Below are 20395 nucleotides of genomic sequence, written 5' to 3' on the forward strand. Positions count from 1 at the left end.
GCCCCCTCGCGTGAGGGTGCGGCGCCGTCGTCGGTGGCTGCCGGGCCCGCAGAACGGGCCCGGCAGCGGGGATCAGGCCTCGTCGTCGCCCTGGTCGGCGGCGTCGGAGGCGGCTGCGGCGTCCTCGGCCACGACCGGGGACAGGGAGAGCTTGCCGCGGTCGTCGATCTTGGTGATCTCCACCTGGACCTTCTGGCCCACGCCGAGCACGTCCTCGACGTCCTCGACGCGCTTGCCCTCGTTGAGCCTGCGCATCTCGGAGATGTGCAGCAGACCGTCCTTGCCCGGGGTGAGCGAGACGAACGCACCGAACGTGGTCAGCTTCACCACGGTGCCGAGGTAGCGCTCGCCGACCTCGGGGACCTGCGGGTTGGCGATCGCGTTCACCGCGGAGCGGGCGGCCTCAGCCGAGGGGCCGTCGGTCGCGCCGATGAGCACGGTGCCGTCGTCCTCGATGGAGATCTCGGCGCCGGTGTCGTCCTGGATCTGGTTGATCATGGCGCCCTTGGGGCCGATGACCGCACCGATCTTGTCCGTGGGGATCTTCACGGAGATGATCCGCGGGGCGGTGGGGGCCAGCTCGTCCGGGGTGTCGATGGCCGCGTTCAGCACGGACAGGATGTGCAGACGGGCCTCACGGGCCTGGGTGAGCGCGGCGGCCAGCACGGAGGCCGGGATGCCGTCGAGCTTGGTGTCCAGCTGGATCGCGGTGACGAACTCGGCGGTGCCGGCCACCTTGAAGTCCATGTCGCCGAAGGCGTCCTCGGCGCCGAGGATGTCGGTCAGCGCCGCGTACTGGGTCTGGCCGTCCACCTCGGCGGAGACCAGGCCCATGGCGATGCCGGCCACGGGGGCGCGCAGCGGCACACCCGCGTTCAGCAGGGACAGGGTGGAGGCGCACACGGAGCCCATCGACGTGGAGCCGTTGGAGCCGAGGGCCTCGGAGACCTGACGGATCGCGTAGGGGAACTCGTCACGCGCCGGCAGCACCGGCACGAGGGCGCGCTCGGCGAGGGCCCCGTGGCCGATCTCGCGGCGCTTCGGGGAGCCCACACGGCCGGTCTCGCCCGTGGAGTAGGGCGGGAAGTTGTAGTGGTGCATGTACCGCTTGGAGCTCTCCGGCGCCAGCGAGTCGATCTGCTGCTCCATCTTGAGCATGTTGAGCGTGGTGACGCCCATGATCTGGGTCTCGCCGCGCTCGAAGATGGCGGAGCCGTGCACGCGCGGGAGCACCTCGACCTCGGCGGTGAGCTTGCGGATGTCGGTGAGGCCGCGGCCGTCGATGCGCACCTGGTCGGTGAGGATGCGGCGGCGCACGATCTGCTTGGTCAGCGAGGCGTAGGCCTTGGCGACCTCGCCCTTGCGCTCGGCGAAGTCCTTGCCCTCGCCGGCGAGCTCCTCGAGGACCTCGGCCAGGTAGGCGTCCGAGGCGGCCTCGCGCTCCTGCTTGTCGCCGATCGAGAAGATCTCGGTGAGGCGGTCCGTGGCGAGCTTCTCCACGGCGGCGTGGGCGTCGTCCTCGTAGTCCTTGAAGACGGGCACCTGCACCGGGTCCTTGCCGGCGCGGGCGACGAGGTCGGCCTGGGCCTGGCAGAGGGCGCGGATGAAGGGCTTGGCGGCCTCGAGGCCCTCGGCCACGATCTCCTCGGTGGGGGCCTGCGCGCCCTGGTCCTTGACCAGGGTCCAGGCGTCCTCGGTGGCCTCGGCCTCGACCATCATGATCGCGACGTCGTCGCCCACCACGCGGCCGGCGACGGCCATGTTGAACACGGCCTCCTTCAGCTGCGAGTGCTTGGGGAAGGCGACCCACTGGCGCTGGCCGGAGCCGTCGTCGAGCAGCGCCATGCGGACGCCGCCGATCGGGCCGGAGAAGGGCAGGCCAGAGAGCGAGGTGGACAGCGAGGCGGCGTTGATGGCCACGGTGTCGTAGATCTCGTCCGGGGCGATGGAGGTGACGGTCACGACGACCTGCACCTCGTTGCGGATGCCCTTGACGAACGCCGGGCGCAGCGGGCGGTCGATCAGGCGGCAGGTGAGGATGGCGTCCGTGGAGGGGCGGCCCTCACGGCGGAAGAACGAGCCGGGGATGCGCCCGGCGGCGTACATGCGCTCCTCGACGTCCACGGTGAGCGGGAAGAAGTCGAAGCCCTCGCGGGGGGACTTGCCCACGGTGGTGGCGGACAGCATCGACGTCTCCTCGTCGATGTACACCATGGCGGCGCCGGCGGCCTGCTGGGCGAGGCGGCCGGTCTCGAAGCGGACGGTGCGGGTGCCGTAGCGGCCGTTGTCGATGACGGCTTCGGCGAATGTGATCTCAGGACCTTCCATGGTCCCTCCTTATGCGTCATGAGCCGCGCGGCCGGTGCACCGCCGTCCTGGCCATCGATCGAGGCCCTCGGCGCAACCGCAGCCGCACCGGGTCGGGTGGGGGCGGAGGTCCGGGAGCCACTGTCGAGGACCGCGAATCAGCGGCGCACGCGGCGTTCTCACGCGTGCTCGGGTGTTTCTCGTCTGTGCCGCTCCACGGGGGAGCCTGGGCCGATGGGGCCGTGCACTGGGGTCGAGTCTACGCGGTGGAGCGGGACGGGGCCAGGATGCGGTCTCGGCGACCGGGCGGCCAGGGCGGGCGGGTGCCCGGGAATCCGCTGCGGAGACGACCCTTCTGGGGCCGACTAGAGGGCTCAGAAGGGTCGTTCCTGCAGCGGATCTTAGGGCAGGGGCGGGGAAAGCGGACACGGCGACCGCCTGCGGACGCGGAAGGGCCCCCTCGGCGGAATCCGGTTCCGGCGAGGGGGCCCTTCGCGTGCGATCAGATGATCACTTGCGCAGGCCGAGGCGCTCGATCAGCGCACGGTAGCGCTCGATGTCCACCTTCTGCAGGTAGCCGAGCATGCGACGACGACGGCCGACCAGGGCCATCAGGCCGCGGCGGGTGTGGTGGTCGTGCTTGTGCTCCTTGAGGTGCTCCGTCAGGTCCTTGATGCGACGGGACAGGACCGCGATCTGCACCTCGGGGGAACCGGTGTCGCCCTCGTGGGTGGCGTACTCCTTGATGATCTGCTGCTTGACAGCGGGATCCAGGGCCATGGCAGGCCTCCTTCTCTGTGGTACCGCGAACAGGTGCGCCCCACGTGCCGGAGCACGGGCGGGACGGGCCCCTCCACCGCGGACTGCAGCGAGGCCGGAGATCCCATCCTATCAGCCGACACCCATTCCTCCCTGTGGGGGAGCCACTCTCGGCCCCGCCGCTCCTACGCTGGCCGGATGAACGCCTCACCACCCCCGTCCGCAGCAAGCCACACCGGAGTAGGTAGATTTCCTGCATAGATCCAAGTGCGTATCATATGACTCATGAGTACATTCGAATGGCGAGAGCAGTTCACTCGCACTGCCCTAGAATACGCCGTCATGTCGATCGTCGCCGAACGGCCGTCGCACGGGTATCGCGTCATTACGAGACTGCGCGAGCTTGGTCTTGGATCACACAAGGGGGGAACCATCTATCCGCTCTTGAGCAGACTCGAAGACAAGAACCGTGTGACGTCAGCCTGGGACACCTCGAGCGCAGGTGCCGCTCGGAAGATGTACACGGTGACTGACGACGGTCGGGATGCGCTGATTGACGCCCGCAGGGCCTGGCGTCAGGTCAATGCATGCTTGAGCGCAATCGATGGAGGGTGAAACAATGTTGGACTACCGGACACGACTCATTTCCGCACTGGACGGGCATGGAGCAAGCCGCGAGACGATGCGCACAGCGCTGGCGTCACTCGATGGGGAGTACGATGAAGATCGCCTGCTACGGGAGTTCGGCGAGCCGGAAGATTATGCTGCCCAGTTAGATTTCAGGGAAGGGTCTGGCTCAGAGTCGCACAGGCCCGCATTAATCGTCTGCATCGGGCTTGCGGCACTCGTCATCATGACAGGCATCGCGCGTCAGGCTGGGTACCTTTCAGGGATTCCTGATTGGCCCATGTTCATCTTTCTAGCGATAGCGCTGCTCATCCTCCTCGCCATGGTACCTTTCGCATTTGTTTCCTCCATAGTCCAGGCGCGGCGACTCCTCAAAGAATTGCGAGAGTAATCAGATCCCGATAATCCAGCGAATCGCATCGTACAGGCCAGCACCGGTAACTGAGATCCCAAGACCAGCAAGAACATTGCGGACCTTCGCGCCATTCGGGCCTTCGTACTACTTGACGAATGCCGTCTTTCCCCTCGCAACCTGAATCATCAACTTGTCGTACTGCGTCCTGGCTGTTCTCTTCAGCACCTGCAGCGCGGCCTTCACAGCGAGGCGCACACCAAAGTTGATAGCCTGCGGTGCCGCGGCGCTGCCGCCCGCCACGCCACGGTCAGATACGGCAGCGTGATCTCCTCCCCCGGCCCGTGGCCGAGGTGCTCGCCCAGGTACCAGGCCAGGTTCGCCGTCATCCTGGCCCGTGTGGCCTCCCCCGCCCGCAGCCAGTAGGAGCGCGAGGCCATGAGGTCGTGCAGCCGCTCCGGGGTGGCGGGCACGGACCAGCTCCACCGCGCATGCTGCTCAGCGCCGAACGGCGCGGCGAACCGGCGCTGCTGCGGGGCCGCCGCATGCACGTCCCCGGCGTGCATGATCCGGGTCAGCCGGTGCACCCACGGCACCGTGACGTCCAGCTGGTTCCACACCGCCGCCAGCCGCCCGCCCGGGCGCAGCACCCGCGCGGCCTCGGCGCTCGCGGCCGGCACGTCCATCCAGTGCCAGGCCTGCGCGGCCACCACGACGTCGGCGCTCACTTCCGGCAGGCCTGTCTCCTCCCCCGTTCCGTTCAGGGCCTGCACGCGCCCGGCCGAGGCGGCGGCGATCCTCCGCTCGAGCACGGCGCGCATCGACGCGGACGGCTCCACCGCGACCACCCCGCGCACCCGCTCGGCCGGCTGCGCCGCGAGCAGGCCGGTGAACAGCCCGGTGCCCGCGCCGGTTTCCACCACGTCGGCGGGGGCGGGCAGGCCCTCGAGCACCCAGCCCACGGCCTCCTGGGGGTAGGACGGGCGCACCGCGTCGTACCGCTCGCCGTCCTCGGCGGCGGCGTCGAACGGGTTTGCCCCGCCGGTGCGGGTGATCGCCGGGCGCGAGGGCAGCGCCGGGGTCTCAGGCATCGGCGGCGGCGGGTGCCGGCTCCGGCCGGGAGGGGGCGGCGGCGAGGATCTCGCGGGCGCGGTCGACGTCGTCGTGCATCTGCGCCACGAGCTTCTCCACGCCCTCGTAGGCGACCATCCCCCGCAGCCGGGCGACGAACTCAATCTCCACATGCTGGCCGTACAGGTCGAAGGCCTCCACAGGCTCCTCGGGACGGTCGATCACATGGGCCTCCACCACACGGGAGACGCCCTCGAACGTGGGGTTCGAGCCGATCGAGACCGCGGCCGGCCACGCGGTCCCCGCCGCGTCATGCAGCCAGCCTGCGTACACGCCATCCGCGGGGACCATGCCCGCCACCTCGTACTCGAGGTTGGCCGTGGGGAATCCCAGGGTCCGTCCACGGGCGTACCCGTGCACCACCTCCCCAGCAATCACGTGGTGGCGGCCCAGGATCCGCGCGGCCGTGGTGACGTCCCCGGCGGCCAGCGCCTCACGGATCCACGTGGAGGAGCAGCGGCGGTGCTCGCCGTCCTCCCCACGCATCGGCAGGTCCTCCACCGCGGCCACCTCGAAGCCGAACCGCTCCCCCAACGTGACCAGCGTGGCGAAGTCCCCGCTGTTGCCCCGCCCGAAGCGCACGTCCCGGCCCACCACCACCGTCCCGGCGTTCAGGCCGCACACGAACATGCGCTCCACGAACTTCTCCGGGGACTGCGAGGCGAACTCGAGGGTGTACTCCTGCAGGAACAGGGCGTCCAGGCCGGTGGCCTCCAGGGCCACGGCCCGCTGCTCCGCCGAGAGGATCTCCTCGTGCTCGGCTCCTGGCTGGTGCACGACGCGCGGGTGCGGCCAGAACGTGACCGCCACCGAGAGCGCGTCCAGGCGGTGGGAGAGCTCCACGACGCGCTCGAGCACGGCCCGGTGGCCGCGGTGCACGCCGTCGAAGTTGCCGATGGTCACCACGGTCCGGGGCAGGTCCGCGGGCACCTCCGCCAGGCTGTTCCAGATCTGCACGTCAGCGCACCTCCTCCGGCCGCGGGCGGTGCGCCAGCAGCCATGCCAAGCCGATCACCGGCAGCACCAGCGGCACATAGCCGTAGCCGGCGCCGAAGCGGGACCACACCGTGGCGTCCGCGAACAGCTGCGGATCCAGCACGGTGAGCAGGCCCACCCCGACCACACCGACCAGCTCCACGAGCACCGCGGCCAGGGCCACCGCCCACGCGCGCCGCCCGCGGCGGGCCAGGGACAGGGTGGCCACCACGTACACCGCGGCCGCGAACGCCGAGAGGACGTACGCGAACGGGGCACGCTCGAAGTGGGTGAGGATCTGGAACAGGCTGCGCGCGCTCGCCGAGAGGGCGAACACCGCGTAGACCATCACCAGGATCCGGCCCAGCCCCTCGTTGCGGGCCGGCCGCGCCGAGGCGGCCTCAGCGTCCGGGGACGGGCCCGGGGACACCGGGGCCGTCGTCGTGCGCGTGCTGTGCGCCTGCCGCGCCATGTCCGCTCCTCCCATGCCGCTCACCACTGACCGAACCAGATGACCTGCATGCGGTGGAGCATGACCACCACGGTCGGGCCCGCCACCGCCAGCACGAGGTTGGCCCAGCGCGTCCTGTCAGAGACAGCCCAGGCCACCGCGATCGGCGGCACCAGCAGCGCTGTCACCACATAGCCCCAGAACTCCCAGGCCGGCCCGTTCAGGGCGGTGCCGCCGAGCTGACGCACCGCCGCAGCCGCCCCGTACACGAGCAGGAACAGCTCCACCGCGGCCACCGAGAGGATGGCCGAGTCCGCCGGGAAGCGGCGCAGCGCGGTCATCGCCACACAGATCAGCAGGGACAGCACGCCCACGGCAGTGCCCGTCCAGAACCAGGCGTCGAGGATCACCGGCGGCCCTCCTTCGCGGTGCCGCCCGGGCCCTCTGCGGGAGCGAACACCAGATGGGGGCGGGCCACGTCTCGGCCGGCGCGACGGCCGTCCTGCAGCAGCGCCACCACGGTGCCGTCCGGGGCCCGACCGGCCACCAGGCCCTCCGGCGCCTTCCCGGTGGCCGGGGCCGGCCCGAGGTCCCCCGAGGGGGCCACGGCCCGCCCGAAGGAGAGCTCCGCCGCCTCATGGGCGGTGAGGTCCCGCACCGGGAACAGCCGTGCGGCCGCCACGGACAGGTCCGTCATCACGAACCGCTCCGCCAGTGCCTCGAGAGACACGGCGTCGGCGACGTCGAACGGGCCCACCTGCGTGCGGCGCAGCGCCGTCAGGTGCCCGCCGGTGTCCAGGGCCTCACCGAGGTCCCGCGCGAGCGCCCGGATGTACGTGCCCGAGGAGCAGCGCACGGTGACGTCCAGGTCCACCCGACGGCCGCCGTCGAGCCGGCGGAAGTCCTCCACCGTGAACGCGTGCACGGTGACCTCCCGCGCGGCCAGGCGCACGTCCTCGCCCGCGCGCACGCGGTCATAGGCGCGGCGTCCGTCCACCTTCACGGCGGACACCGACGAGGGCACCTGGGCGATGGTCCCGGTCAGTCGGGCCACCTGCTCGGCCACCCGCTCCGGGGTGACGGCGTTGGCCAGGCGGGTGCGCACAACCTCGCCGTCGGCGTCGTCCGTGTCCGTGGACTCCCCGAGGCGGATCGTGGCCGTGTACGTCTTGTCCGTGCCCGTGATGGCCGTGAGCAGACGGGTGGCCTTGTTGACCCCGACCACGAGCAGGCCCGTGGCCATCGGGTCCAGGGTGCCGGCGTGGCCGACCTTCCGGGTGCCGGCAAGACGCCGGACGCGACCGACGACGTCGTGCGAGGTCCAGCCCTGCGGCTTGTCCACGAGCACGACCCCCGACGCCTCGGTGCCCGGGGCGTCGGGGGTCGGTCCGTGAGAGGTGCGAGCGCTCACCGCGACGACGCCTCAGTCCCGCTCGGACTCGGACGCGTCACGGTACGGGTCGGCGTCGCCGGCGTACTGCGCGCCCTCGCGCGCCTTCGCCAGTTCCGCGTCCCGCTCCTTGGCCGCGCGCAGGACGTCCTCGAGGTGGGCGGCCGCCTCCGGGACGGTGTCCGGCACGAACTCGAGGGTGGGGACGAGGCGGATGGTGAGCCCACGGCCCACCTCGCGGCGCAGCACGCCGCGGTTCTCCTGGATCGCCGCCTGGGCGGCGGCCACGGTGGGGTCGTCGCCGAGCACCGTGTAGTACACGGTGGCGTGCTGCAGGTCGTTGGTCACGCGGACCTCCGTCACGGTGACGGGCTCCACACGGTCGTCCTTCACGGCGCGCCGCAGCGCCTCCGCAACGAGGACCTTGATGCGCTGGGCCAGGCGGCCGGCGCGTGCCGGATCTGCCATGGTGTCCACTTCCTTCCGTCGGTGGTCGGTTCAGGGTGCCGGGGGCGCTCCGAAGAGCGCCCCCGACCGGTCCCGCACGTGGTCAGACGCGCGGCTTCTCCTGCATCTCGAAGGTCTCGATGACGTCGCCTTCCTTGATGTCGTTGAAGCTGCCCAGGCCGATACCGCACTCGAAGCCCTCGCGGACCTCGGTGGCGTCGTCCTTGAAGCGGCGCAGCGACTCGATCTTGAGGTTGGCGGCGACCACCGCACCGTCGCGCACCAGGCGGGCCTGGGCGTTGCGGCGGATAAGCCCGGAGCGCACGATCGCACCGGCGATGTTGCCCCACTTGGAGGAGCGGAACACCTCGCGGACCTCGGCCGAGCCGAGCTCGACCTCCTCGTACTCGGGCTTGAGCATGCCCTTGAGCGCGTTCTCGATGTCGTCGATCGCGTCGTAGATCACCGAGTAGAACCGCATGTCCACGCCCTCCTTGTCGGCCAGCTCGGCGACCCGCTCGGCGGGGCGCACGTTGAAGCCGATGATGATGGCGTTGTCCACGGTGGCCAGGTTGACGTCGTTCTGGGTGATGGCACCCACGCCGCGGTGGATGACCCGCAGCTGGACGTCGTCGCCCACCTCGACCTTGAGGAGCGAGTCCTCGAGCGCCTCCACCGGACCGGCGGCGTCGCCCTTGATGATGAGGTTGAGGGTGTCGATCTTGCCCTCGGCCACGGCCTGGTCGAAGTCCTCGAGCGTGATCCGCTTGCGGCGCTTGGCCAGCTGGGCGTTGCGCTCGGCGGCCTCACGCTTCTCCGCGATCTGACGGGCGGTGCGCTCGTCCTCAGTGACGAGGAACGTGTCGCCGGCCCGCGGGACCGAGGACAGGCCGAGCACCTGCACCGGACGCGACGGGGTCGCCTCGGTGACGGTGTCGCCGTTCTCGTCGAACATGGCGCGCACGCGGCCGTGGGCGGTGCCCACCACCACGGTGTCGCCGACGCGCAGGGTGCCGGTCTGAACCAGCACGGTGGCGACGGCGCCGCGGCCCTTGTCGAGGTTGGCCTCGATGGCCACGCCGCGGGCGTCCTTGTTCGGGTTCGCGGTGAGCTCGAGGGCGGCGTCCGCGGTGAGCAGGACCGACTCGAGCAGGGCGTCGATGTTCTGGTTGTTCCGGGCGGAGACGTCCACGAACATCGTGTCGCCGCCGTACTCCTCGGGCACCAGGCCGTACTCGGTGAGCTGGCCGCGGATCTTGTCCGGCTGCGCGCCGTCCTTGTCGATCTTGTTCACGGCCACCACGATCGGCACGTTCGCCGCCTGGGCGTGGTTGAGCGCCTCGACGGTCTGCGGCATGACGCCGTCGTCCGCCGCGACCACGAGCACCGCGATGTCCGTGACCTTCGCACCACGGGCACGCATGGCGGTGAACGCCTCGTGACCGGGGGTGTCGATGAAGGTCAGACGGCGCTGCTCACCCTCGTGCTCCACCGGCACCTGGTAGGCACCGATGTGCTGGGTGATGCCGCCGGCCTCGCCCTCGATGACGTTCGAGGAGCGGATGGCGTCCAGCAGGCGGGTCTTGCCGTGGTCCACGTGACCCATGACGGTGACGACGGCCGGGCGCGGCTCGAGGTCGTCCTCGTCCTCGTTGGCCTCCTCGGCCTCGAGGTCGATGTCGAAGGCCTCCAGCAGCTCCTTGTCCTCGTCCTCGGGCGAGACGATCTGCACCTTGTAGCCGAGCTCGTCGCCGAGCAGCTGGAAGGTGTCCTCGTCCAGGGACTGGTTGGCCGAGGCCATCTCACCCAGGGTGAACAGCACCTTCACGAGGTCCGCGACGTCCGCCTGGATCTTCTCGGCGAAGTCCGCCAGGGACGCACCGCGGCGCAGGCGCAGGACCGTGGTGCCGTCACCCTTGGGGAGCTTGACACCGCCGATCTCACGCGTGTGCTGCTGCTCGAACTCCTGGCGCTTGGCGCGCTTGGACTTCCGCCCCTTGCGCGCGCCACCGCCGCGGCCGAACGCGCCCTGCGCGTTGCCGCGACCGCCACGGCCGCCCGGACCGCCGGGACGGCCCGGACCGCCACCGGGGCCACCGCCGCCGGGACGGCCACGGCCGCCACCGCGGGAGGGCGCCGGGGCCGGGGTGATCTGCTTGGGCATCATGCCCGGGTTCGGACGCGGGGCACCCGGGCGGGGACCACCGGCGCCGGCACCGGCCGGACGGGGTGCACCGGGACGGGGGCCGCCGGCACCGGCGGCCGGACGCGGGCCGCCCGGACGGGGTGCACGGTCCTCACGGCCCGAACGCATGCCCTGCGAGGGCGCGAACGGGTTGTTGCCCGGACGCGGGGCACCGCCGCGGCCACCGGGGCGGGCACCCGGGCGGGGGCCGCCGGAGGCCTTCGAGGTGAACGGGTTGTTGCCCGGACGGGGACCGCCCGGCTTCGGGGCCGAGCCCGGCTTCGGGGCGGCCGCAGCCGGCTTGGGGGCGGCGGCACCGGGCTTGGGCGCCGAGCCCGGCTTCGGGCCCTCAGCGCGGGGGGCCGGAGCCTTCTGCGCCGGAGCGGAGGCGGCGGGGGCCTCGGGGGCGGGCGCGGCCTGCGGGGCCTCAGCCTTGGGGGCCGCCGGGGCGGGGGCGCCCGGCTTCGGACCGGCACCCGGAGTGGGCGCACCCGGGGTGGGGGCAGCCGGCTTGGGACCCGGGGTGGGCGCGCCGGGCTTGGGGCCCGCGCCCGGCGTGGCCGCCGACGGGCCCGGGGTGGGGGTGCCCTGCGACGACGGTGCCGCCGGACGGGACGAGGAGGCCCCGCCCTTGCCGGCACCGGGGTAGGCACCGCGCAGCTTCTTGACCACGGGGGGCTCAATGGTGGAGGAGGCGGAGCTGACGAACTCGCCGAGATCCTTGAGAGTGCTCAAGGCCTCCTTGGAGGTGATGCCGAGCTCTTTGGCGAGCTCATGGACGCGGACCTTTGCCACGGTTCTCCTGTTCTGGCCTCGCGGGCCGCACCGGAGCCGTGGGGCGCCGGTCAGCGCGTCGCGAGACCGTTGACGTGTGTCCAGGCCGCGCCGGACGCCTCGGAGAGGCGCGGCAGGCGGCCTGCCTGATACCAGGGGGTGAAGTTCATCGTTGGGCACTCATGCTTCAGTGCTCATCGGGTACGCATCAGATCTCTGACCCGCCTTCATCTGTCGGTCTGGCAGCCGGAGCCCTCAGCTCGGTCAGGGCGGACGCGTCGACGGCGGACCGGAAGGCCCGCCCGAAGGCGCGGCGGCGCTGGGCGAGGTCGAGGCAGTGCCCTCCGGGGTGCAACCAGGCACCCCGGCCGGGACGGCGTCGTTCCGGGTCCCAGACGACGGATGGGGGTTCCGTCGAGGAGTCCAGGGCGACGCGCACCAGCTCTGTCTGGTCCGCCTTCGACCGACAGCCCACGCAGGTGCGCACGACCGTCCTGGACGTCATGCGCTCACCTCACAGGGGTGTCGGATCGGAGAAGGACCTCGTCCATCCTAGCGCGTCGCCCCTCCGGGATGTTCCCGGTGCCCGTCAGTCCTCCGCCGGGGAGCCCTCCGGGGCAGAGGGGGCGGTGCCCTCGCCGGTCGGCTGCTCGCCGCCCTGCGGGGCGTCACCCACGATGTCGATGCGCCAGCCGGTCAGGCGCGCGGCCAGGCGGGCGTTCTGCCCCTCCTTGCCGATCGCCAGGGAGAGCTGGTGCTGGGGGACGGTCACCCGCGCCGAGTGCTGGGCGGCGTCGAGGATCTCCACGCCCACGGTCTGCGCCGGGGAGAGGGCGTGGGAGATCATCGTGGCCGGATCGTCGGAGTGCTCGACGATGTCGATCTTCTCCTCCCCCAGCTCGTTCATGACCGCACGCACACGCGCACCCATCTCACCGATGGCAGCGCCCTTGGGGTTGATGCCCGGCCGCGTGGCCTTCACGGCCATCTTGGTGCGGTGGCCGGCCTCACGGGCCAGGGCGGTGATCTCCACGGAGCCGTCGGCGATCTCCGGCACCTCGAGTTCGAAGAGCCGACGCACCAGGCCCGGGTGCGAGCGGGACACAGTGACCGAAGGACCCTTGGCCCCGCGCGTGGCCGAGACGATGTAGACGCGGATCCGACGGCCGTGGCGGTAGTCCTCGCCGGGGACCTGCTCGGGCGGGGGCAGCACGGCCTCGAGCGTGCCGAGGTCCACCTGCACCATCTGACGGTTCGTGCCCTGCTGGATCACGCCGGAGACGAGCTCGCCCTCACGGTCCTTGAACTCGCCGAGGACCTTCGCATCGTCCGCGTCGCGCAGGCGCTGGAAGATCACCTGGCGGGCCGTGGACGCCGCCACCCGGCCGAAGCCGTTGGGGGTGTCGTCGAACTCGCCGACGCGGGTGCCGTCGTCGTCCATCTCGGGGGCCCACACGGTGACGTGGCCGCTCGAGCGATCCAGCTCCACCCGCGAGCCGCGGATGGCCCCGGGGGTGCGCTGGTACGCCATGAGCAGGGCCTGCTCGATGGCCGGGACGAGCTGATCGAGGGGGATCTCGCGCTCTGCCACCAGCATGCGCAGCGCGCTCATGTCGATGTCCAACTCATGCCTCCGTGTGCCGTGCCGTGTGCTGATCCGCCCGGGCGCCGTCGGGCCCCGGAGCGGAGGACCACTCTACCTGCACCGTCGCCGGTCCCAGCCGGTCCAACGCCACCGACTCCGCCGGCAGCTGACGGGCGGGCATGCCCTTCTTCGCCCCAGGACGCACGACCGCCAGCTCCACCGCGTCCTCGCCCGCGGCCAGCAGCCGGGCCGTGACCGGGGACGCACCATCCACGCTGACCTCCACCAGGCGGCCCACGTTGCGTGCGAAGTGCCGCGCCTCGGTGAGGGGACGGTCCACACCCGCCGTGCCCACCTCCAGCAGGTACTCCCCCGCCCCCACGCCGGGGACGTCGTCGCCGGCGGCATCGAGGGCCGCCGAGACCAGACCGGTGAGCTCGGCCATCTCATCCAGGGACAGCCCCTGGGTGCCCGAGGCGCGGTCCAGGACCACCTCGAGGGTGGGGGTGGAGGCGGCACCGGTCAGGCGCACGCCCTCGAGCACGATGTCCTCCCGGCCGCGCAGGGCAGAGGCCACGAGGTCGTGGAGGGCAGAGGGGGCGGCACCGCGCGGGGCGTCGGAGCCGGGGGTGCCAGGGGTGTTCTCGAGCATGGCCGCCACTGTACCGGGCAGCCATGCACCGCCGCCCCGCCCGGCCGTCGTCGGGCTGGGAGGGGCGGTGTGTCAGGCGGTGGGGCTCAGGGGCGCACGAGCGCGAGGACCTCGCCGGCGGCGGCGTCCACGGCCACGGCCCGGGACTCACCGGTGACGCGGTCCTTGAGCTCGAGCTCGCCGTCGGCCAGGCCGCGGCCCACCACGACGGCGGTGGGCACGCCGATCAGCTCGGCGTCCTTGAACTTCACGCCGGGGCTGACCTTCGGGCGGTCGTCCACGAGGACGCTCAGGCCCTGGGCCTCGAGCTCGCCGGCGAGCGCCTCGGCCGCGGCCAGGGCCTCCTCGCCCTTGGCGGCCACCACCACGTGCACGTCTGCGGGGGCGACGGCCCGCGGCCACACCAGGCCGCGGTCGTCGTGGTGGCGCTCGGCGATCGCGGCCACGGCGCGGGTCACACCGATGCCGTAGGAGCCCATGGTCACCACGACCTGCTTGCCGTTCTCGTCCAGGACCTTCAGGTCCAGGGCCTCGGCGTACTTGCGGCCGAGCTGGAAGATGTGGCCCATCTCCATGCCGCGGCGGGTGCGCAGCGGGCCGGAGCCGTCCGGGGCCTCGTCGCCCTCGCGCACGGCGGTGGCCTCCACCACGGCGTCCCAGGTGAAGTCGCGCCCGGCCACGAGGCCGAACACGTGGCGCTGGTCCTCGTTGGCGCCGGTGATCCACACGGTGCCCGGGGCCACCCGCGGGTCCACGAGCAGGGGCAGACCGGAGACGGAGCCCTCGGCGCCCAGCACCGGGGTGCCGCCGGCGGCGCCGACGCCCCCCGGGCCGATGTACCCGCGCACCAGCGCCGGGTGCCGGGCCAGGTCCTGCGCGGTGGCGGCCTCAAGGTCCGGCTCACCCACCAGGCCCAGGGCCGGGCCCACGGACGCCTCCAGACGCTTGAGGTCCACCTCGCGGTCCCCGGGCACGGCCACGACGAACTGGCGCCGTTCCCCGCCCTCGACGACCGCGGTGACCACCACGCACTTGAGGGTGTCCGCGGGCTCCCAGGCGCGGTCCTCGCGCGGGGCCAGCCCGTTGGCGACCTCCACGAGCGCGGCGATCGTGGTGGAGGCAGGGGTGTCCTTGACCTCGGGGGCCGGCAGGGCGGCCATCGCGGCTTCGTCCAGCGGGGCGGGGGCCACCGTGGTGACGGCCTCCACGTTGGCACGGTAGCCGCCGTCGGACTCCACAAAGGTGTCCTCGCCCACCGGGGTGGGGTGCAGGAACTCCTCCGAGCGGGAGCCTCCCATCGCCCCGGAGGTGGCCTGCACCGGCACGACCTCCAGGCCCAGGCGCTCGAAGATCCGCAGGTACGCGCCGCGGTGCGCCTCGTAGGCGCGCTCGAGGCCGGCGTCGTCCACGTCGAAGGAGTAGGAGTCCTTCATCACGAACTCACGCCCGCGCAGCAGGCCGGCCCGCGGCCGGGCCTCGTCCCGGTACTTGGTCTGGATCTGATACAGGTACGCCGGCAGGTCCTTGTACGAGGAGTACAGGTCCTTCACGAGGAGGGTGAACATCTCCTCGTGGGTGGGGGCCAGCAGGTAGTCCCCGCCCTTGCGGTCCTGAAGGCGGAACAGGCCGTCGCCGTACTCGTCCCAGCGGCCCGTGGCCTCATAGGGCTCACGCGGCAGCAGCGCCGGGAAGCGCACCTCCTGGGCGCCGATCGCGTCCATCTCCTCACGGACGATCGCCTCCACCTTCGCCAGCACCTTCAGACCCAACGGCAGCCAGGTGTAGATGCCCGGGGCGGCGCGGCGGATGTACCCGGCACGCACGAGCAGCTTGTGGCTGGCGACCTCGGCCTCGGCCGGGTCGTCGCGCAGGGTGCGCAGGAACAGGGTGGACATGCGCAGGGGCATGGCGGCTCCTCGGAGTGACGCGGGAATCGCCCGGCCGGGTGGGTGCCCGGCCAGGCGCGGATGCTGGGCTCGATCCTATCCCCGGCGCCGGGGCCTCACACCGACGGCGACGACGGCAGCGCCTCGGCGAGCGCGTCCACCGCGTCCTCCATCCGGGACGCGGCCCCGGACAGCTCGGACGCGGAGGCGGTGCCCGGGGCCATGAGGGTGGCCTCGAGCACCACATCGCCCTCGGCCACGTACCGGGTGACGAGCCTCTGCAGGACCTTCCCCCGCGCGTCGGCGACCGTCAGGTCGACATCCAGGGCGGGACGGCCCCGGGAGGGGGTGCCGTCCACCGTGTAGGTCAGGGCGGTCTCGGTGCCGTCCTCCTCGAGGAGGACCGAGGAGCAGTCGGTGAGCAGCTTCTGCATCCGCTCCAGGGAGGTCTTCGCGGCGGCCGCGCTCTCCATCCGGGCCGCGGAGAGCACCTCACCGGCCGAGCCGGTGGCCACCACGGACTCCTCGGTGACCGGGTACATCAGATCCGGGGCGGAGGTGGCCACGGCGAGGCACCGCTGGGGCGTCACCGTGGCGACGGGACGGCCGCGCTGGGCCATCTGTGCCCGCGACTGCGCGGTCTGCTCGACCCCCATGATCTGGGTGTCGGCGCCCAGCTCGGCACGCATCGCCCGTTCCATGGCGGCCTCGAAGGAGTCCGCCGCGGAGGCGGAGGACGAGGCGGGCGGCTCCGTGGGCGCCGGGGCGGTCGAGGCCGACTCCGGGGCCGGGGCTTCCTTGTCCCCGGTCGAACAGGCGCCGGCGGTGCCGGCGATCAGGGCCGCGGCGGACAGGGCGAGCAGGGGACGCAGACGGGACATGGTTCCTCCGGTGCGGGGTGGGCGGTGCGGTGCGACAGGGTCACCGCCATTCTGCACGAGCCCCGCCCCGTCCAGGACAGCGCATTCCCATTCAGAGCACTACGGTTTCAGAACAAAACGGTGGCGAAGGTGGTGTGCCGAGTGAACCCCACCCGCCGGTAGGTGCGCAGCGCGGGCGTGTTGAAGGCGTTGACGTACAGGCTCACCGCGGGCGCACGCCGACGCGCCAGCTCCACGACGGCGGCCATCGCCGGGGCGGCCAGCCCCCGGCCGCGGTCCTGCGGGCGCATCCACACCCCCTGGATCTGGGCGCACGCCCGGGAGAGCACCCCGATGTCCGCCTTGAACCGCAGCGGCGCCCACGGGTCACGGCCTGGGGTGTCGTCCAGGTCCACGAACACCCGGCCGTCCGCCACGAGCCGGCGCACCCGGTCCGTGTACTGCGCCGCCCCGGTGAGGAACGGGGAGAACCCCAGCTCCTCCTCGAACATCGCCGCACTCGCCGGCAACACACGATCCAGATGCTCCGGGCGGGCCACCACGACGTCGGCGCTCGGCTCCGGCGCGTCGGGCGCCTCCCCGAGGGCCGGGGCCACGAGCAGGGGCTGGTCAGGGCGCACGGCGCGCGGGCGCTGGCCCGCCTCGCGCAAGGCGCGGCCAACGGCCAGCACGGTCGGCGCCGGCCCGTACACCGAGGCCAGGCGGCGGCGCAGGGAGGCGACGGCCGCACCCAGGGCGGGGCCGTCGTCGTCGTGACCGGCCAGGGGAACCACCGTGGACCCCACCCAGGCGGCCGAGCGCAGGGGGGCACCCGGGCCGGCGTCGGACTCAGCAGACACCCCGAGGAAGCCTGTGGCGTCCCGGGAGGTCCCCCGGGGACCGGCCAGACGGCCGACCTCCAGCAGCGCCTGCGCGTGGACATTCACCACCGCGTCCCGGGCCGCAAGGGCGGCCAGGGCGGGGGTGTCCTCGTCCGTCAGCAGCCGGACCCGGCCCTGCGTGGCCCGGCGGATCAGCGCGTCAGTGGACGCTGACCGTGGGGGCACCGGCGGGAGCCTGTCCGTCACCGTCGTTCCCCTCGCCCATCTCCTCGGCGATGCGTCGGGCCTCCTCGATGAGGGTCTCGACGATCTGATCCTCCGGGACGGTGCGGATGACCTCGCCCTTCACGAAGATCTGGCCCTTGCCGTTGCCCGAGGCCACGCCGAGATCCGCCTCGCGGGCCTCGCCCGGACCGTTCACCACGCAGCCCATGACGGCCACACGCAGCGGGACGGTGACGTCCTTGAGGCCCTCGGTGACCTCCTCGGCGAGCGTGTACACGTCCACCTGGGCGCGGCCGCAGGAGGGGCAGGAGACGATCTCGAGCTTGCGCTCGCGCAGGTTCAGGGACTGCAGGATCTGCAGGCCCACCTTGACCTCCTCCACGGGCGGGGCGGAGAGGGACACGCGGATGGTGTCCCCGATGCCCTGGCCGAGCAGGTAGCCGAACGCGGTGGCGGACTTGATGGTGCCCTGGAAGGCGGGGCCGGCCTCGGTGACGCCCAGGTGCAGGGGCCAGTCGCCCTGCTCGGCGAGCAGCTCGTAGGCGCGGGCCATGATCACCGGGTCGTTGTGCTTCACGGAGATCTTGAAGTCCCGGAAACCGTGCTCCTCGAAGAGGGAGGCCTCCCACACCGCGGACTCCACGAGCGCCTCCGGGGTGGCCTTGCCGTACTTCTGCAGCAGGCGCGGGTCCAGGGACCCGGCGTTGACCCCGATGCGCAGCGAGGTGCCGTGCTCGGTAGCCGCCTGCGCGATCTCCTTGACCTTGTCGTCGAACTTCTTGATGTTGCCCGGGGTCACGCGCACCGCGCCGCAGCCGGCCTCGATGGCCGCGAACACGTACTTCGGCTGGAAGTGGATGTCCGCGATCACAGGAATCGTGGACTGCTGCGCGATCACCTTGAGCGCCTCGGCGTCCTTGTCCGTGGGGCAGGCGACACGGACGATGTCACAGCCGGCGGCGGTGAGCTCCGCGATCTGCTGGAGGGTGGCGCCGATGTCGTGGGTCTTCGTGGTGGTCATGGACTGCACGGACACCGGGGACTCCGAGCCCACGCCCACACGCCCCACCCGGATCTGCCGGGTCTGGCGGCGGGGGGCCAGCACGGGCGGCGGGGCGGACGGCATTCCAAGGCTGACAGGCACGTGGGCTCCTCAGGGATTCGTGGTGGGCGGCGCAGGCCGCCGTGCATCGCGTCCATCCTAGGTGTGATGTCCACGGAGGTTGTTAAGCCTGCTGGCGGACACGGCCGTCACCGGCCGCGTTCAGGCGGGACAGACGCGAGGAGTGAACCGCCGCTACCCGTCAATCTCGCCACCGTTCGATGAGATCTGCTCCAGACATGAGCGGAGCTCGTCCACGTCCTGCGTCAACCGGTCCAGCACCGCCTGGACCTTCTTCAACGCCGGGCGCGTCCCATAGGCCATGAACACATCGGCCTCTTCATCCAGCTCCACCCGCCGCACCTCCGCAGGGAACCCGACCTCCAGGATCTGCTCCCACGTGTGCCCTGCATGCTCCAGACCACGGGCCTCCAACACCTCGGTGGCCGGCACCGGCTGCATCGGCATGGTCAGCACGTACGTGCGCTCCTCCAGCTTCTCGATCGAGGCCACACTCGAACCCGTCACCAACCGGGAGACCGGCACGACCGACGGCCCACCCCCGGCGAAGGCCTGCCCGGCCAGACCGTCCGAGACCAGCACGTCGACGATGCTCGCGAGCACCTCCGCCGACGAGCACCACCACGCCATCAGCGCGACGGTGTCCTCCACCTCATCCCGCGGACCGGTCACCACCACGGCGCCGTCCTCGACGGCGACCCGCACCCCGGCCTCGGGAAGGCACGGCCACCGCACAGACAGCAGCCCGGACCAGAACACCCCCTGGTCCGGCACCCCCATCCGCTGCAGCAGCTCGGTGACCTCCCCACTCAGGGCCGGCAGGACGGCACGGACTGCCTCGGCGGGGCCGTCGACGTCGACGAGGGCCGCCTCCTTCAGGGCCGCCCGTCGCATCCGCGTCGCGCGCCGACGCAGCCCCACCAGCGGGGTGCGGGTGTCCCGGGGGCCCCGGGAGGTCGGTCCGAGGGCCAGCTCGATCCCCCACAGGTCAGCCTTGCCCTCCCCTCCCCAGTGGACCTCGTCGATACCTTCAGCCGCCTCCCACACCGCCTGCGGGGAAGGAACCTGACGGAGATTCCAGATCGTCAGCGACCGCACAGGAGACGCCGTCAGGAGGGATTCCAGCCCCAGGCATTCGCGGACTCCGTCGATGTCCACAACACCGAGTACCGGGGCTTTCACCCCGTGCAGGCTCACCACCGGCATCAGAGCCCAGGAGGCACTCCGAACCGTGGGCAGATCGGGCCAGCCCGTGCCCTTCGGCAGGCCTGATCCCTGATACACCTCGAGCCGCTCGCCTCGATACTCCGCCAGCTGACCCACGTCCTCCGGACGCGCGTACCGCAGCGTCAGACTCCGCAGCTTGGGCAGACCCAACCATTCATGGACATGTTCGCTGGCCCGACCGTCCACGCTCCACATACGCCTGAATTGACGATCCTCAGGCATCGGACCGATCTTGCCCTCAAAAACAATACGATGGGCCCACAGCAGCTCGCCCGTCGGAATCCCGTCCCACAGGCCGTCAGAATGAATGCTGACGACTCTAGTTTCTTCAGAGAAGAAAGGCATGATCACTCCCCATCGCCCGGTCCCATGAGTGCTGAACAAGGGCCGGCATCTGCAGGTCCTCCTGATTCCTCCGGGGTGCGCTCAGAACAGCCGCACCGGCTCCACGATGTCCGCGACGATCAGCAGCACGCCCATGCCCAGCAGCAGCGCCCCCACCGTGTAGGTCACCGGCAGCATGCGGGCCAGGTCGAAGGGGCCGGGGTCGGGCCTCCCACGCAGCCGGGCCCAGCGCCGCCGGACACCCTCGTAGAG

Annotated in this window: 19 protein-coding genes and 1 pseudogene; 2 read left to right on the forward strand and 18 right to left on the reverse strand. The window is 71.7% G+C overall.

What is annotated here, in order from left to right; translation table 11 throughout:
• Nucleotides 1-72 precede the first annotated feature (72 nt).
• Both SPI96_RS05405 and rpsO read right to left on the reverse strand, forming a co-directional pair.
• Complete coding sequence (locus SPI96_RS05405; RefSeq protein WP_321081342.1) at nucleotides 73-2328, reverse strand: polyribonucleotide nucleotidyltransferase; 2256 nt, start codon at nucleotides 2326-2328, stop codon at nucleotides 73-75.
• A gap of 489 nt (nucleotides 2329-2817) precedes the next feature.
• Nucleotides 2818-3087: a 30S ribosomal protein S15 gene (rpsO, locus tag SPI96_RS05410; RefSeq protein WP_017488396.1), complete on the reverse strand. Its 270-nt coding sequence runs from the start codon at nucleotides 3085-3087 to the stop codon at nucleotides 2818-2820.
• 321 nt (nucleotides 3088-3408) lie between these two features.
• Here rpsO and SPI96_RS05415 point away from each other — a divergent pair, with 321 nt between their 5' ends.
• The gene (locus SPI96_RS05415) at nucleotides 3409-3681 is read left to right on the forward strand and encodes a PadR family transcriptional regulator (protein WP_321081343.1); all 273 of its coding nucleotides are present in this window, start codon (nucleotides 3409-3411) and stop codon (nucleotides 3679-3681) included.
• A 4-nt stretch (nucleotides 3682-3685) separates the two neighbouring features.
• Complete coding sequence (locus tag SPI96_RS05420) at nucleotides 3686-4084, forward strand: hypothetical protein (protein WP_321081344.1); 399 nt, start codon at nucleotides 3686-3688, stop codon at nucleotides 4082-4084.
• A gap of 203 nt (nucleotides 4085-4287) precedes the next feature.
• On the opposite strand, the gene SPI96_RS05425 is transcribed toward SPI96_RS05420, so the two are convergent.
• The 16 genes and pseudogenes from SPI96_RS05425 to SPI96_RS05500 form a co-directional block, all read right to left on the reverse strand.
• Complete coding sequence (locus SPI96_RS05425; RefSeq protein ID WP_321081345.1) at nucleotides 4288-5136, reverse strand: class I SAM-dependent methyltransferase; 849 nt, start codon at nucleotides 5134-5136, stop codon at nucleotides 4288-4290.
• The gene (locus tag SPI96_RS05430; protein WP_321081346.1) at nucleotides 5129-6133 is read right to left on the reverse strand and encodes a bifunctional riboflavin kinase/FAD synthetase; all 1005 of its coding nucleotides are present in this window, start codon (nucleotides 6131-6133) and stop codon (nucleotides 5129-5131) included. Before SPI96_RS05430 ends, SPI96_RS05425 begins: the two co-directional genes overlap by 8 nt.
• Before the next feature lies 1 nt (nucleotide 6134).
• On the reverse strand, nucleotides 6135-6623 hold the full coding sequence (locus tag SPI96_RS05435) for a hypothetical protein (RefSeq protein WP_414601915.1): 489 nt from the start codon (nucleotides 6621-6623) through the stop codon (nucleotides 6135-6137).
• A 20-nt stretch (nucleotides 6624-6643) separates the two neighbouring features.
• Nucleotides 6644-7012, reverse strand: coding sequence for a hypothetical protein (locus SPI96_RS05440; RefSeq protein ID WP_321081347.1), 369 nt, complete (start codon nucleotides 7010-7012; stop codon nucleotides 6644-6646).
• Nucleotides 7009-7950 carry a tRNA pseudouridine(55) synthase TruB gene (truB, locus tag SPI96_RS05445; RefSeq protein ID WP_414601916.1) on the reverse strand — a complete coding sequence of 314 codons (942 nt, stop codon included), beginning with the start codon at nucleotides 7948-7950 and terminating at the stop codon, nucleotides 7009-7011. Before truB ends, SPI96_RS05440 begins: the two co-directional genes overlap by 4 nt.
• Before the next feature lie 75 nt (nucleotides 7951-8025).
• The gene (gene rbfA / locus SPI96_RS05450; RefSeq protein WP_321081349.1) at nucleotides 8026-8460 is read right to left on the reverse strand and encodes a 30S ribosome-binding factor RbfA; all 435 of its coding nucleotides are present in this window, start codon (nucleotides 8458-8460) and stop codon (nucleotides 8026-8028) included.
• 82 nt (nucleotides 8461-8542) lie between these two features.
• Nucleotides 8543-11419 carry a translation initiation factor IF-2 gene (gene infB, locus SPI96_RS05455; RefSeq protein ID WP_321081350.1) on the reverse strand — a complete coding sequence of 959 codons (2877 nt, stop codon included), beginning with the start codon at nucleotides 11417-11419 and terminating at the stop codon, nucleotides 8543-8545.
• Nucleotides 11420-11606: 187 nt separating this feature from the next.
• On the reverse strand, nucleotides 11607-11903 hold the full coding sequence (locus SPI96_RS05460) for a YlxR family protein (protein ID WP_321081351.1): 297 nt from the start codon (nucleotides 11901-11903) through the stop codon (nucleotides 11607-11609).
• Between the two features lie 84 nt (nucleotides 11904-11987).
• Nucleotides 11988-13022 (reverse strand): transcription termination factor NusA, encoded by a 1035-nt coding sequence (gene nusA, locus SPI96_RS05465; RefSeq protein WP_321081352.1) that lies wholly within the window; start codon nucleotides 13020-13022, stop codon nucleotides 11988-11990.
• Nucleotide 13023: 1 nt separating this feature from the next.
• Nucleotides 13024-13635 (reverse strand): ribosome assembly cofactor RimP, encoded by a 612-nt coding sequence (gene rimP, locus SPI96_RS05470; RefSeq protein ID WP_321081353.1) that lies wholly within the window; start codon nucleotides 13633-13635, stop codon nucleotides 13024-13026.
• 86 nt (nucleotides 13636-13721) lie between these two features.
• The gene (locus tag SPI96_RS05475; RefSeq protein ID WP_321081354.1) at nucleotides 13722-15542 is read right to left on the reverse strand and encodes a proline--tRNA ligase; all 1821 of its coding nucleotides are present in this window, start codon (nucleotides 15540-15542) and stop codon (nucleotides 13722-13724) included.
• A gap of 95 nt (nucleotides 15543-15637) precedes the next feature.
• Nucleotides 15638-16402, reverse strand: coding sequence for a sensor domain-containing protein (locus tag SPI96_RS05480; protein WP_321081355.1), 765 nt, complete (start codon nucleotides 16400-16402; stop codon nucleotides 15638-15640).
• Nucleotides 16403-16509: 107 nt separating this feature from the next.
• Nucleotides 16510-17448: a GNAT family N-acetyltransferase gene (locus tag SPI96_RS05485; protein WP_321081356.1), complete on the reverse strand. Its 939-nt coding sequence runs from the start codon at nucleotides 17446-17448 to the stop codon at nucleotides 16510-16512.
• Nucleotides 17423-18574, reverse strand: a complete 1152-nt coding sequence (gene ispG / locus SPI96_RS05490) for a flavodoxin-dependent (E)-4-hydroxy-3-methylbut-2-enyl-diphosphate synthase (RefSeq protein ID WP_321081359.1) — start codon at nucleotides 18572-18574, stop codon at nucleotides 17423-17425. Before ispG ends, SPI96_RS05485 begins: the two co-directional genes overlap by 26 nt.
• 171 nt (nucleotides 18575-18745) lie before the next feature.
• Nucleotides 18746-19768, reverse strand: a complete 1023-nt coding sequence (locus SPI96_RS05495; RefSeq protein ID WP_321081357.1) for a hypothetical protein — start codon at nucleotides 19766-19768, stop codon at nucleotides 18746-18748.
• 456 nt (nucleotides 19769-20224) lie between these two features.
• Nucleotides 20225-20395 (reverse strand): annotated as a pseudogene (locus tag SPI96_RS05500) (zinc metalloprotease); the annotation flags it as partial.

It is taken from the genome of Micrococcus sp., assembly GCF_034179925.1.
GTDB lineage: Bacteria > Actinomycetota > Actinomycetes > Actinomycetales > Micrococcaceae > Micrococcus.

Excerpts from the sequence above, each read along its gene's own strand:
- SPI96_RS05435 (WP_414601915.1), bottom strand. The coding sequence starts at position 6,623 with ATGGCGCGGCAGGCGCACAGCACGCGCACGACGACGGCCCCGGTGTCC.
- rpsO (WP_017488396.1), bottom strand. The coding sequence starts at position 3,087 with ATGGCCCTGGATCCCGCTGTCAAGCAGCAGATCATCAAGGAGTACGCC.
- SPI96_RS05405 (WP_321081342.1), bottom strand. The coding sequence starts at position 2,328 with ATGGAAGGTCCTGAGATCACATTCGCCGAAGCCGTCATCGACAACGGC.
- SPI96_RS05460 (WP_321081351.1), bottom strand. The coding sequence starts at position 11,903 with ATGACGTCCAGGACGGTCGTGCGCACCTGCGTGGGCTGTCGGTCGAAG.
- SPI96_RS05480 (WP_321081355.1), bottom strand. The coding sequence starts at position 16,402 with ATGTCCCGTCTGCGTCCCCTGCTCGCCCTGTCCGCCGCGGCCCTGATC.
- SPI96_RS05420 (WP_321081344.1), top strand. The coding sequence starts at position 3,686 with ATGTTGGACTACCGGACACGACTCATTTCCGCACTGGACGGGCATGGA.
- rimP (WP_321081353.1), bottom strand. The coding sequence starts at position 13,635 with ATGCTCGAGAACACCCCTGGCACCCCCGGCTCCGACGCCCCGCGCGGT.
- ispG (WP_321081359.1), bottom strand. The coding sequence starts at position 18,574 with ATGCCGTCCGCCCCGCCGCCCGTGCTGGCCCCCCGCCGCCAGACCCGG.
- SPI96_RS05415 (WP_321081343.1), top strand. The coding sequence starts at position 3,409 with ATGTCGATCGTCGCCGAACGGCCGTCGCACGGGTATCGCGTCATTACG.
- SPI96_RS05475 (WP_321081354.1), bottom strand. The coding sequence starts at position 15,542 with ATGCCCCTGCGCATGTCCACCCTGTTCCTGCGCACCCTGCGCGACGAC.
- rbfA (WP_321081349.1), bottom strand. The coding sequence starts at position 8,460 with ATGGCAGATCCGGCACGCGCCGGCCGCCTGGCCCAGCGCATCAAGGTC.
- SPI96_RS05425 (WP_321081345.1), bottom strand. The coding sequence starts at position 5,136 with ATGCCTGAGACCCCGGCGCTGCCCTCGCGCCCGGCGATCACCCGCACC.